Annotated in this window: 12 protein-coding genes; 5 read left to right on the forward strand and 7 right to left on the reverse strand. The window is 66.0% G+C overall.

Annotation, left to right across the window (positions count from 1 at the left end; genetic code table 11):
- The first annotated feature begins 17 nt into the window (after positions 1-17).
- The 4 genes from ACP15H_RS11505 to ACP15H_RS11520 all read left to right on the forward strand — a co-directional run bounded on the left by ACP15H_RS11505 (position 18) and on the right by ACP15H_RS11520 (position 4,880).
- Entirely contained in the window at positions 18-1,385 is a 1,368-nt protein-coding gene (locus ACP15H_RS11505; RefSeq protein ID WP_425066318.1) for an NAD(P)/FAD-dependent oxidoreductase, read from the forward strand.
- A complete protein-coding gene (locus tag ACP15H_RS11510; RefSeq protein ID WP_425066319.1) occupies positions 1,382-2,155 on the forward strand; it encodes a DUF1365 domain-containing protein in 774 nt (257 codons plus the stop codon). Before ACP15H_RS11505 ends, ACP15H_RS11510 begins: the two co-directional genes overlap by 4 nt.
- A gap of 17 nt (positions 2,156-2,172) precedes the next feature.
- A complete protein-coding gene (locus ACP15H_RS11515) occupies positions 2,173-3,345 on the forward strand; it encodes a class I SAM-dependent methyltransferase (RefSeq protein ID WP_425066320.1) in 1,173 nt (390 codons plus the stop codon).
- Between the two features lie 65 nt (positions 3,346-3,410).
- Entirely contained in the window at positions 3,411-4,880 is a 1,470-nt protein-coding gene (locus ACP15H_RS11520) for an MFS transporter (RefSeq protein WP_425066321.1), read from the forward strand.
- Here the strand turns inward: ACP15H_RS11520 and ACP15H_RS11525 are convergent.
- Genes ACP15H_RS11525 through ACP15H_RS11545 form a run of 5 tightly spaced genes read right to left on the reverse strand, consistent with a single transcriptional unit; the run spans position 4,877 to position 9,224 of the window.
- A complete protein-coding gene (locus ACP15H_RS11525) occupies positions 4,877-5,956 on the reverse strand; it encodes a DUF1501 domain-containing protein (protein ID WP_425066322.1) in 1,080 nt (359 codons plus the stop codon). The genes ACP15H_RS11520 and ACP15H_RS11525 overlap by 4 nt on opposite strands.
- Positions 5,957-5,965: 9 nt before the next feature.
- The gene (locus tag ACP15H_RS11530; RefSeq protein WP_425066323.1) at positions 5,966-7,534 is read right to left on the reverse strand and encodes a DUF1800 domain-containing protein; all 1,569 of its coding nucleotides are present in this window, start codon (positions 7,532-7,534) and stop codon (positions 5,966-5,968) included.
- A gap of 10 nt (positions 7,535-7,544) precedes the next feature.
- Positions 7,545-8,087, reverse strand: coding sequence for a Spy/CpxP family protein refolding chaperone (locus ACP15H_RS11535; RefSeq protein ID WP_425066324.1), 543 nt, complete (start codon positions 8,085-8,087; stop codon positions 7,545-7,547).
- Between the two features lies 1 nt (position 8,088).
- A complete protein-coding gene (locus ACP15H_RS11540) occupies positions 8,089-8,628 on the reverse strand; it encodes a hypothetical protein (RefSeq protein ID WP_425066325.1) in 540 nt (179 codons plus the stop codon).
- A gap of 38 nt (positions 8,629-8,666) precedes the next feature.
- Positions 8,667-9,224: an RNA polymerase sigma factor gene (locus ACP15H_RS11545; protein ID WP_425066326.1), complete on the reverse strand. Its 558-nt coding sequence runs from the start codon at positions 9,222-9,224 to the stop codon at positions 8,667-8,669.
- A 95-nt stretch (positions 9,225-9,319) separates the two neighbouring features.
- Here ACP15H_RS11545 and ACP15H_RS11550 point away from each other — a divergent pair, with 95 nt between their 5' ends.
- Positions 9,320-10,876, forward strand: a complete 1,557-nt coding sequence (locus tag ACP15H_RS11550) for a gamma-glutamyltransferase family protein (protein ID WP_425066327.1) — start codon at positions 9,320-9,322, stop codon at positions 10,874-10,876.
- Between the two features lie 64 nt (positions 10,877-10,940).
- Here ACP15H_RS11550 and ACP15H_RS11555 read toward each other — a convergent pair whose 3' ends face one another.
- Positions 10,941-11,510 (reverse strand): TIGR00645 family protein, encoded by a 570-nt coding sequence (locus ACP15H_RS11555; protein ID WP_425066328.1) that lies wholly within the window; start codon positions 11,508-11,510, stop codon positions 10,941-10,943.
- 70 nt (positions 11,511-11,580) lie between these two features.
- On the reverse strand, positions 11,581-11,856 hold the full coding sequence (locus ACP15H_RS11560) for a hypothetical protein (protein ID WP_425066329.1): 276 nt from the start codon (positions 11,854-11,856) through the stop codon (positions 11,581-11,583).
- Positions 11,857-11,880: the final 24 nt, after the last annotated feature.

Consider the following 11,880-nt stretch of genomic DNA (forward strand, 5'->3'; position numbering starts at 1 on the left):
AGGGGAGCTTGCGAAAAATGAAAATCGCCGTCATCGGCGCCGGCGTGTCCGGTCTCGGAGCCGCCTGGCTTCTCAGCCGCCGCCACGACGTGGTCGTCTACGAGCGCGAGGACCGTTTCGGCGGCCACTCCTGCACGGTCGAAGCACCGACGAAGCAGGGGCGCCGTCCCGTGGATGTCGGCTTCATCGTCTTCAACGACCGCAACTACCCCAATCTCGTCGCTCTGTTCGACCATCTCGGCGTGCGGACCGAACCGTCGGACATGTCGTTCGCCGTCAGCCTGGACGATGGCGGCTTCGAGTATGCCAGCTCCTTCGCCGGCTACTTCGCCCAGCGCAGCAATCTCGCCCGCCCTTCGTTCCTGCGCATGACGCACGACATCCTGCGCTTCAACCGCATGGCGCCGCAGCTTCTCGACAAAGCGGAAGACCTCGATTTCACCATTGGCGATTTCATCGACCAGGCCGGCTTCAGCTCTGCTTTTCGCGACCGCTATCTCGTGCCGATGGCGGCCTGCATCTGGTCGACGCCGCCCGGACGCATGCTCGACTATCCCGCACAGACGTTCGCACGCTTCTTCAACAATCATGGCCTCCTGACGATCGGGCCGCAGCTGCAGTGGCGTACCGTGAGCGGCGGCAGCCGCTCCTACGTCGAGCGGATCGCGGCGCCGCTGCGCGCCCGTGCACGGCTGGCGACGCCGGCCAGCGCGGTCCGGCGCACCGCTGAAGGCGTCGATGTACGTGACGCAGGTGGCCACTGGGATCGCTTCGACCGGGTCGTGCTCGCCTGCCACGCCGACCAGGCACTCTCGCTTCTCACCGATGCCGACGAGCGCGAGCGCGATCTGCTGGGTCGCTTCGCCTACTCGACCAACGAGGTCTGGCTGCATGGCGACGAGAGTCTGATGCCGAAGCGCCGCACTGCGTGGGCAAGCTGGAATTATGTTGCCGACAGTCGCAGCCGCGACACCACCGTCAGCGTGACCTACTGGATGAACCGCCTGCAGAATCTGCCCGACAGTTCGCCACTCTTCGTCTCTGTGAATCCCGGCCGCACGCCCACACCGGCCGCGGCGCACGCCCGCTTCTCGTTCGAGCATCCCATGTACGACGCGAAGGCCATCCGGGCGCAACGCGACCTGCATGGCATCCAGGGCGTACGCGACACCTATTTCTGCGGCAGCTACTGCGGCTATGGTTTCCACGAGGACGCCCTGGCGGCCGGCCTCGATGTCGCCGAACAGCTCGGCGTGCACCGCCCGTGGCCGCGTCCCGACGAACATCGCCGGATCGGCGACCCGCCGCGCGTCGTGGCCGACCGGCCCGCGATCCCGCCGCTGCCAATTCCCGTGGCGGCCCGCACTGCGGCCGAGACACAGTGAGCCACACCTCCGCTCACTCGATCGTCGACGCCACCGTCGTCCATCGGAGGCTCCGGCCGCGCGAGAACGCGTTCCGCTACAAGGTGGGCTATCTCTGCCTCGGCCTCGACACGCTGGAGAGTGCGGCCGGCCGCTGGCTGAAGCTCGACCGCCGCGGCGCCGTCTCCTTCCGCCGCGCCGATCATGGCGCGCGGGATGGGTCGGACCTCAGGCTCTGGTTGACGGACATCCTGCGCCAGCAGGGCGTGGCGGATATCTGCGACGGCGAGGTCGTGCTGATGACCATGCCCCGCATGCTGGGCTACGTGTTCAATCCCGTGAGCTTCTGGTTCTGCCGCGACCGGACGGGCGCCCTCAGGGCCGTGCTGTGCGAGGTCAATAACACCTTCGGCGAGAGCCATTGTTATCTGGTCCATCACGACGACCGGACGCCCATCGAGCCCCACCAGTGGCTCGATGGCCGCAAGGTATTCCACGTCTCCCCGTTCCTGCCGATCGAGGGAGGCTATCGCTTCCGCTTTCGCTTGGACGACGAGCGCGCGCATGTCGACGTGAACTACCATGACGATCAGGGCCTGATGCTCGCCACGTCGGTGGGCGGGCGGCGCGAAGCGTTGGACGACCGCGGCATCCTGCGGCGCTTCCTCGCCAACCCGACCATGACGCTGGGCGTCGTGGTTCGGATCCACTGGCAGGCCTTGCATCTGTGGCGGAAGCGGGCGAGATTTTACACTAAGCCCGCACCGCCGTCGGAGCTCGTGACCCGCTGACTTGCACTTGGGACCGCATGCCCCTCGCCGCCCGGTTTATCCTCAAATCCCTGGAACGTCTGTCCATCGGTCGCCTGACCGTGCGACTGCCCGACGGCAAGGCGCGCGTCTTCGGAAGGCCCGACGCATCGCCCCATGCCGAGATCGACGTTCGGGACTGGCGCTTCTTTCGCCGGGTCCTGCTCGACGGCGACATGGGATTCGCCGAAGCCTACATGGAGGGCTTCTGCGAGTCGCCTGACCTCCCGGCCCTGATCACCCTCCTGCTCGCCAATGAGCAGGCGCTGGGCAAGATCACACGGACGAATTTCCTTCATGGGCTGGTGCTCAAGTTCCTGCACCGGCGACATGAGAACACGCGCGAGGGATCGAAGAAGAACATCCACGCCCATTACGATCTGGGCAACGAGTTCTACGGCCTGTGGCTCGACCCCTCGATGACCTACTCCTCCGCCCTGTACGAGGGCGAAGCGGAGAAGCCGCTCGAGGCCGCCCAGATCGCCAAGTACGAACGTATCCTGACCCAGCTCGGCGCTCGCCAGGGCGACAGCATCCTGGAGATCGGATGCGGTTGGGGCGGCTTTGCCGAAGTCGCCGCCCGGCGCGGCATGCGGGTCACGGGCATAACAATCTCGAAGGAGCAGCTCGACTATGCGCGCGCGCGCCTGGAGCGGGCCGGGCTTGCCGACAGGGTCGACCTGCAATTCCGCGACTATCGCGATATCCAGGGCCGCTACGACCATATCGTGTCGATCGAGATGATCGAGGCCGTGGGCGAACGCTTCTGGCCGGACTACTTTGCCACGCTCAAGCGGCACGTGGTGCCGGGCGGCTCGGCGATCGTGCAGGCGATCGTCATCGCCGACGATTTCTTCGAACGCTACCGCAAGCACCCGGATTTCATCCAGACCTACGTCTTCCCGGGCGGCATGCTCCTGTCACCCGCCAGCCTGCGCGAGCAGTGCCGACAGGCCGGCCTCAAGGTCGCCGAACTCTACAGTTTCGGACTGGACTATGCGCGAACCCTGGAAACCTGGCTGGGCCGCTTCGACGGGGTGGCCGACCAGGTCGGCCGCATGGGCTTCGACGAGCGTTTCCGCCGCATGTGGCGGTATTACCTTGCCTATTGTGCCGCAGGCTTCTCCACGCGCCGCACGGACGTTTTGCAGGCACACTTCAGGCATATATAACTGTCGGCAATCAAAAGGCCGCCGGTCAAAGGTGAGCCGAACAGGAAGGCAAAATCAGCGTGCATGTGCCCAAGTCCGGCCTCGGCTCGACGACGTCCATAAGGCTGCGTTTCGACCGCCTCGTCGCATACTCGACCAATCAGCTCCCGCTCAACATGGCGGCCCTGCCGGTAGTTCTGAACGTCAGCCATTTCTATGGCGAGGTGCTCAAGGTGCCGCTTGGCATCATGGGCCTGATCTTCATCACGACGCGCGTGATCGACGCCATCCAGGATCCGGTGATCGGCCTGATCAGCGACAAGTTCACCCATCGCGGCCCGCGCGGGCGCCTCACCTTCGTCGGCCTGATGCTGCCGCTGCTGGTCGGTGGCTTCTACATGCTGTTCCATCCGCCGCAGTCCCTGTTCACTCAGCCCGTGTGGCTGGCGACCTGGCTGTTCGTCGCGCTCCTCGTGGTCCATCTCGGCTATGCCGGCGTGTCGATCAGCTATCACGCGCACGGGGCGGAGTTGACCGACGACTACAATGAGCGAACCAGGGTCACGGTCGGCCGCGAGGTCTTCGGCCTGATCGGCATGACCCTCGCGGTCGTGCTCCCCACCTACTTCACCGCCCAGATGGGCGAGCACGCGGGCTACGTCTACATGGGGCTGATCTTCATCCCCATCGCCGTGCTGTTCTCCCTGCCGACCCTGCTCTGGTCACCCCCTTCGGTCCATCCGCCGGTCGTGCGTGAGAATCCGGAGATCCATGTCCGATATTTCCGCGACTGGTTGATCGGCCTGATGCCGTCGCTGGCCCGACCGACCCGAAACATGGAGCGAAGCTCTACCATCAAGACATTGATCCCGTTCTTCGCGCCGCTGAAGAACAGGCTCTTCCGCCGCCTGCTGCTGGTCTTCATCGTCAATGGCGCGGCGCTGGGCGTCGCGGTCTCCGTGATGCTCTTCTACGTCGAGCATGTGCTGAAGGGGAACAAGCTGCAGGCGGGCATCATCCTGCTGGTCTATTTCGGCGCCGCAGCCGCCAGCGTGCCGCTCTGGATGCTGTTGTCACGCCGCTTCAGCAAGACGGCCGCCTGGTTCATCGCCATGGTCCTGACGGCGGTGGCAATGTCGTTCGGCGTCTTCCTCGGGGCCGGCGACTTCGTCTGGTTCATGCCCATCGCCATCATCACCGGACTGGGCATCGGAGCCGACTACGGCCTGCCGCCGTCGGTCCTGGCCGACATTATCAACTCCGACGAGGGCAAGGATACCAAGGGCGACACCGGCGCCTATTTCGGGCTGTGGGCGCTCTCGACCAAGCTTGCGACGGCCATCGGCGCGGCCGGCTCGCTGCCGGTGGCAGCGCTTCTGGGGTTCAATCCGTCCGAGGGACTGTACAGCGGGACGGCATTGATCGTCGTCTATATCGCCGTTCCGGTCGTCATCAAGATCATCGCCGCCCTGCTGATCTGGTACATCCGGATCGAGGCCGACCGCGGCTCGGTGCGTGACGAACTCCTGGGGCGGAGAACCGCGACGCTGCACTAGCCGAGGAAGCCCAGCCTCTGCGGCTGGCGGAGTCCGAAATCGCATGGCTGGCCCCAGCACCCCTGGGCCAGCGTGGCGAAGACGTTGCGGAAGTCGACCGTGTGCCTGAGATCGCCATCCTGGAGATCGGACAGCGAGGGATAGACACCGTGCAGGCCTCCCTTCACGGCACCGCCCATGACGAACTGCGGCGCCGCCGTGCCATGATCGGTGCCGCCGCTGGCGTTCTGCCGGGCACGACGGCCGAACTCCGAATAGGTCATCACGACCACGTCCTTCCAGATGTCGGCCGCAATCAGGTTCCTGCGCAGGACCGCGAGGTTAGCGGCAAGGAAGGCCAACAGGCGTTCGTGTGTCGGGACCTGGTTGGCATGCGTATCGAAGCCACCCAGCGCGACCTTGATGGCCACCACCGGCACCCTGGCGGCGAGGATCCTCGTCGCGAGGTCGAGCTGGTGGCCCAGCTGATACTCCTGCCCATAGGCTTGGGCTGGCGCCGGCGCGTCGCGCAACCGGTCGCGCAGGCCGGCCGCCGCGGCATTGATCTCCTGCCGTACCGCCAGCAGGTGATGGAGCGCGGGGTTGCCGCCATCGGCCTTCGCAGATGCGGCCCCGATGGCGTTGGCCTGGCGCAGGAAGTTCTCGGCGTCCTGCATCACGATGGTACGCAAGGACGGGCCCGTGCCGGGGAGCGCATTGGTGTCGGCCACGATGCAGTCGACGCCGACGCCCCTGGCCAGTCGCGCGCCGTTGAAGGCCTGGGCGACCCAGCCTTCGCTCAGCGTCTGCGACGAGGCCGAGGCAGTGTCCCAGATCTCGATCGAGCGAAAGTGCGAACGGTTGGGATAGGGATAGCCGACGCCCTGCAGGATCGCGAGGTCGCCCGCCTTCCACGACTCGATCAGGGGCGTGAGCTTTTCATGCAAGCCGACCCTTTCGTCGAGCTGCACGACCCTCTCGCGAGGCACACCGATGCCCGCTCGTAGATCGCGGTATTTCGGATCGGCATAGGGCACGAGCGTGTTCAGCCCGTCATTGCCGCCCTTCAGTTCGACCAGCAGGAGAACACGGCCCATCGCCCCTCCTCACTTCAGCTGGTAGGCCGTGTCGAGCAGCGCCGCCGACGCGATCGCGCCCGCCGTCCCGCCGGCATCGACACCATCGACGGGTTGGCGCGGCAGCAGCGTACGCAGCAGCAGAGCCCCGTCCGCGCCGGCAAGGGTGGCCCCGAGCCGCACCTCGTTGCCGGCATTGCGCAGGCTGCGACCTTCGACCGGACGGGTCGGTTCCATCACCCGCATCGTCGCGTCGTTGGCCGGAAGCTGTTCGCGGCGGTCGGCCCGGCGATTGGGACGGTCGGCCACCCTCATGCCGCCATCCATCAACGCCACCGTCGTCGCCTCGATCATGCGCCGCAGAAATTGCTGGCGCAGCAGCAGCGTATAGGTCGAGATCCAATTCTCGCCGCCGGCCCAGCCCTTGACGTTCGGCGGATCGAACGGAACCTGTCCCAGCCCCTGCAGCATGCGCACGAGACCGGTCTTCTCCGGCACCGGCAGACCGAGCACGTGGACCGTGCCGACGATCAGATCGACCGGAGACTTGATGAGCGCGCCTCGATTGACGGGATCGCGGAAGGCGGCCGAGAGGAAGATCGCCCGCATCAGCGGCCGGATCTCGTAGCCACTCTGGCGGAACGCCACCGCGAGTCGGGCGACCTCGGCGGGATCCGGCTTCAGGGAGACGAACTCGCGCCACAGCTTGTCGACGATCATTTCGGCGGTGCGCGGATGGGCGAGCAGGATCGTCAGGATATCGTCGCCGCCGAACCTTCCGGTCTTGCCGAGAAACATCTTCTGTCCGTCGTCGTGCTGGCCGGGATGCTCGACGAACCGCCCCGACTCACGGTCGACGCTCCAGCCGGTGAAGGCGTGCGCCGCCGCCTTGATGTCGGCTTCGCCGTAGTGCCCCTCGCCCAGGGTGAACAGCTCGAGCAGCTCGCGGGCGAAATTTTCGTTCGGCTGGCGCGCCACCGATCCCCTGCCGTCGAGATAGATCAGCATCGCCGGATCGCGTGCCACGGCCTTGAGCAGGGTCGCATAGTTGCCGAGCGCTTCCCGCCGAAACAGTGCGTTCTGGCGGAACAGGGCCGATGGATAGCGCACCTTCGCCAGCGAGGAAGTGAAGTGGCCGTGCCAGAAAAGGGTCATGCGCTCGACGAGGGGCTGATCGGTCACGATCATCTCCTCGACCCACCAGTTCTTCAGCTGGCGGCCCTGCTCTCGAACCGGCAACACCACTTCTTCCGGTTTCTTGCCGTCGACGCGCTGTTTTCGCTCAGCCTCGGCCGCGCGCTGACGGCGCTGGAGTTCCGCCGGGCCCATGCCGATCCACTCGGGGGCGGGCGTCACCGCCTCGCGGCGGGCACTGGCGAGCAGCCGATCGACCGCGGCCGTGTAATCGAGCGCTTCGAGCGCATGGATCTCTGCCGGCGTGACTCCAAACGAGGTGCGGCACAGGAGGTGCCGCGCCTCGTCGAACCCCATGGCCGAAGCTGCGCGCGCCCGACCGGCAGACCATAGGCCCGACGCAAGTCCGGCCGACAGTGCGACGCCGCCTCCCACGAAGCTGCGACGGCCCAGGCGTGCACTCATCACAGCCCTCCTATTGCGGCGGTCTCGGCGGGCCTTCCGCCGGTGGACGGGGGGGCAGCGGTGGCGGAACGACCCGATCGACCAGAAGGGCCTGCAGGCGTTCGCGTTGCTCGGGCCGCAGGGACGGCTGAAGCTCCAACAGCGTGCGCAGCGTTTCCTTCTGCTGCTCGGCGCGCAAATGGCTGACCTGATCGATGAGACCATCGATCCTGGACATGTTCACGGGAGTACGTCCCAATTCGACGCCGGTCTGCTCGCGGACGCGCTGGATCTCCTGCAGCCGCTCGCGGCGCTCGCTGGCGTAGCGATCGAAAAGATCCTTCATCCTCTGGCGCTGTTCGCCGTCGAGACCGAGGTCGCGCACGACTGTTTCGACCGGATTGAAGCGGGGACCACCGGGCTGTCCGGGCTGCCCAGGTCCGCCGCGCGGCGGTAGCGGCGGGTGCATCTCGAGAGGCGGTGCGATCCAGCTCCGGTAGACGAAGCCCACCAGGACGAAGGTGTTCAGCAGCAGCGAAAGCGCCAGCAGGGCCTGAATCAGACGCGAATTCATGTCAGATGCCGTCGCCCGCGAAGAACTCGCTGACCTCGTTCGAGGCCATCGTCTTCGCGTAAGCCGAGTCGGTCGCGGAAGAGCCATCGCGCTGCTGCGCGAGCGATTCGCCCAGGCCACCGCCGACCATGAAGCCGCCGGTCGCGATGACCAGCGCAGCCGCGGCCATCACGCCCTGCTGGAGCGCATGACGCGGGCCGGGAAAGAGCCCCTGCCCCGAGAACCATCTCCCGAAGAGGCCGCCGCCCGACGCGCTCCGCTCCGCCTCGAAATCGACCAGTGCGCGCGCCCGCACGACCATCCGCTCCGGGGCGGCCGGCAGCGGCTTGCCCAGGATATCGGCAAGGTCGAGCGCGGCGCGACGCAGCGCCGGTTCAGCCGCGACAGCCATCTCGATCGGGGCAGCCGCCGCTTCGGAAAGGCGCCCTTCCAGCCAGGCGGCGATGTCCATCTCGCTCACCGCCGCAGGCACGACGGCCGGCTGGCTGGCGAGGCTCCGCCACAGCTCCTTGTCGCTCATCGGGGTTTGCTGGGTACTCATCGTTCGCTCCTGCTCATACTACGCCCAAACATCGCCCTTCATCCCCCATTGCCGGGATCTTCCTCCCGGAAATGCGCACGCAGCCTCTGAAGGGCCTTGTGGTGGGTGCTGCGAATGGTCTGGGCATCGACGGACAGTAATTGTGCGACCTCCACGACGTCCCGCTCCTCGTCATAGAGGTACTTCAGGATCAGGACTTGCCGGGCGGTCAGCAGGCCCTCGGGTATCTTCAGCTTCTCGACATGGCGATCCTCGACGCCGAGAAAAGCCTCCGGCACCTCGTCGATCGGCTCGGTGGCCTGCCGGCGCCGCCGCAGGTGATCGATGGCGCACGACCGGGAGACTACCGACAGCCAGGTCGGCAGGCCGGCCCGGCTTGGATCGTAGGTTTTCAACAGCCTGAAATCCTGTGCGCACAATCGCACGAAGACATCCTGGGCGGCGTCCATGACGTCGTCCTCCCCCACCCGGTGAGAGTTCAGGGTCCGGCGCACGACGGCATTGATCAGCGGGGCGGCGGCAAGGACGAACGCATCCCACGTACGCTTGTCGCCTCTGGTGAGCGCCTGCAGATCAATCTGGTTCAGTTCAGCCACGCCCACGATCTTTCTGCTTGTCCGCCCTGCAATTTAACGGGCTTTGTGGCGAAAAGGGGCCCCGCTACAGTCCTTCCTTCATTTGAGGAGCATTGATGAGCGAGTCGCTGACACGGCAACTGAAATTCACAAAGCATGCGGTTCGCGGCAAGGGCGTCGTCGTCGCCCAGAACGCCAAGGCTGCCGAGGTCGGCGCTTCGATCTTGCGCAAGGGCGGTAACGCCATCGATGCAGCGGTCGCCACCGGCATGGCCATCGGCGCCCTCGAGCCCTGGATGAGCGGCATCGGCGGCGTCGGCTTCATGACGATCTGGAGCGCCAAGGAGCAGCGGGCGTGGACGGTCGACTACGGTCCCGTCTCGGCGAAGAAGCTCGATCCGTCCGTCTACAAGATCGTGGGCCCGGGTCCCGCCAATCCGTTCGCCTGGCCCGACATCCTCGAGCAGCGGAATGAAGTCGGCTACCACTCGATCGCCGTGCCCGGCATGGTCGCGGGTCTGGCCAAGGCGCTGGAGCGCTTCGGCACGGTTGCCTGGAAGGACGTCCTGCAGCCCGGCGTCGAGATCGCCCAGCGCGGCATGGAACTCGACTGGTACATGCAGGTGATGATCGCCAACGGCGCCAAGCATCTCGAGAAGTTCCCCGCCTCCAAGGCCAATTACCTGTGCGACGACGGCCGCGTGCCGGCCAGCGACTGGGCCGGTACCCGCCGCTACATCAAGCTCGGCAATCTCGGCGAGACGATGCGGCGCCTCGCGGAGGGCGGCCCGCGTGAATACTACGAAGGCAGCCTGGCGCGCGACATCGCCGCCGATCTGCAGGCCGGCGGCTCGGCCATTTCCTATGACGATCTCGCGAGCTACGAGGCGAAGATCGTCGATCCCCTCGCCTTCGAGCACAATGGCGTCACCATCAACGTCGCGGGCGGCCTCACGGCCGGTCCGACGCTGCGCCGCGCCATCGAACTCGCGGGCGCCGCGACCAGGGGTAAGGGCGCACCCGGCGCCGAGTTCTTCGCCGCCATCGCCGAGGGCATGCACAAGGCCTACGACGAGCGGCTGAAGACGCTCGGCGACAAGCCGACCGATACCTGCACCACGCATTTCTGTGCCGCCGATTCCGAAGGCAACATGGTGGCGTTGACCCAGACGCTGATGAGCCTGTTCGGCTCCTGCGTGATGCTGCCCAAGACCGGCATCACCATGAACAACGGCATGCTGTGGTTCGATCCCGAGCCCAACCGCCCCAACTCGATCGCTCCGGGCAAGAAGCCGCTTTGCAACATCTGCCCGGTCGTCGTGGTCAAGGACGGCCAGCCGTGGTTCTGCATCGGCGCATCGGGCGGCCGGCGCATTGTACCGGCCGTTTCCCAGCTCTCCCTGATGATGATCGACCGCGGGATGGACGTCGAGGCGGCCTTTCATCAGCCGCGGGTCGACATTTCGGGCGTCGGCCCGATCCGGGTGAACCGCGACCTGCCGGACGAGGTGAAGAAGGCGATCGCCGCCAAGCTGCCGATGGTCGAAGTCGACAATCCGGTCTCGCCGCTGGGCTTCGCCAATCCGTCCTGCATCGTTCGCGATCCCAAGACGGGAGAACTCACCGGCATGAACGAGATCATGTCGCCCTGGGCGGGCGGCGCGGCGCAGTAGTCGGGGAGCTCCTCCCGCCGCCGCCCAGTCGGCGGGAGGATATCCGGCTCACCACCGCCGGCCGTCAGTGATGGCGGGCAGGTGGCTGGGAGATGCGGTCGACGATGGCAATGCCCACGGCCGACAGGATGAATAGGGCGTGGATGATCGCCTGCCACATGATGGCGGCCTCGGTGTAGGTGGCGTTGGGCTTTCCGAGGCTGCCGGCCTCGATGAAGGTCCTGAGCAGGTGGATCGACGAGATGCCGATGATCGCCATCGCCAGCTTGATCTTGAGGACGCTCGCATTGACGTGGCTCAGCCATTCCGGCTGGTCGGGATGGCGGTTCAATTCCATGCGCGACACGAAAGTCTCGTAACCGCCCACGATCACCATGATCAGCAGGTTGGAGATCATGACCACATCGATCAGGCCCAGCACGATCAGCATGGCCTGCAGTTCGGACACGCTGGGACTCTCGACGACGAGGTGCAGGAGCTCCTTCAGGAACAGGAAGACGTAGACGACCTGCGCCACGATCAGGCCGAGATAGAGCGGGAGCTGAAGCCATCTCGACGCGAAGATGAACCGGGGAATCGGCCGCAGGCTGCGGGGGTCACGCACGGATTCGGAACGCGCTGCTTCAGTCGCCATAGGAGCCCTCTTCAGAATGTCGGGAGCGGGCATTTGCCCGATCAGACGGCCCATTGCAACCGCTGTGCAGTTACACTCCCAAGGCAACCTCATCCTTGTCGGCCGCCAGCAACGCCGCGAGTTCGTCGGGGTCGACGGGGACGACCTGACGGGTCTGGCCGGGAGCCGGCGCCGCCGGAAGGTGGAGCATGGTCGCCGTGCGCAGATAGGCCCCGAAGCTCAGCCCCTCGATCGGCTCCTCCTCGGTCACGAGGCGATAGGTGCCAGCCGGCTGCAGCTCATCCACGGCCGAGAGCCTGAACGGACGGTTGAACGTGACGGACGTGAGCGTCGTGCGCGTGGACATCATACCCCTTGGCGCACGACTTCG

This window comes from Reyranella sp. (assembly GCF_965249915.1).
Lineage (GTDB): Bacteria > Pseudomonadota > Alphaproteobacteria > Reyranellales > Reyranellaceae > Reyranella.

Coding starts and splice junctions, on each gene's coding strand:
- ACP15H_RS11535 (WP_425066324.1), bottom strand. CDS start 8,087: ATGAATTCGCGTCTGATTCAGGCCCTGCTGGCGCTTTCGCTGCTGCTG.
- ACP15H_RS11530 (WP_425066323.1), bottom strand. CDS start 7,534: ATGAGTGCACGCCTGGGCCGTCGCAGCTTCGTGGGAGGCGGCGTCGCA.
- ACP15H_RS11560 (WP_425066329.1), bottom strand. CDS start 11,856: ATGTCCACGCGCACGACGCTCACGTCCGTCACGTTCAACCGTCCGTTC.
- ACP15H_RS11555 (WP_425066328.1), bottom strand. CDS start 11,510: ATGGCGACTGAAGCAGCGCGTTCCGAATCCGTGCGTGACCCCCGCAGC.
- ACP15H_RS11505 (WP_425066318.1), top strand. CDS start 18: ATGAAAATCGCCGTCATCGGCGCCGGCGTGTCCGGTCTCGGAGCCGCC.
- ACP15H_RS11525 (WP_425066322.1), bottom strand. CDS start 5,956: ATGGGCCGTGTTCTCCTGCTGGTCGAACTGAAGGGCGGCAATGACGGG.
- ACP15H_RS11540 (WP_425066325.1), bottom strand. CDS start 8,628: ATGAGTACCCAGCAAACCCCGATGAGCGACAAGGAGCTGTGGCGGAGC.
- ACP15H_RS11550 (WP_425066327.1), top strand. CDS start 9,320: ATGAGCGAGTCGCTGACACGGCAACTGAAATTCACAAAGCATGCGGTT.
- ACP15H_RS11515 (WP_425066320.1), top strand. CDS start 2,173: ATGCCCCTCGCCGCCCGGTTTATCCTCAAATCCCTGGAACGTCTGTCC.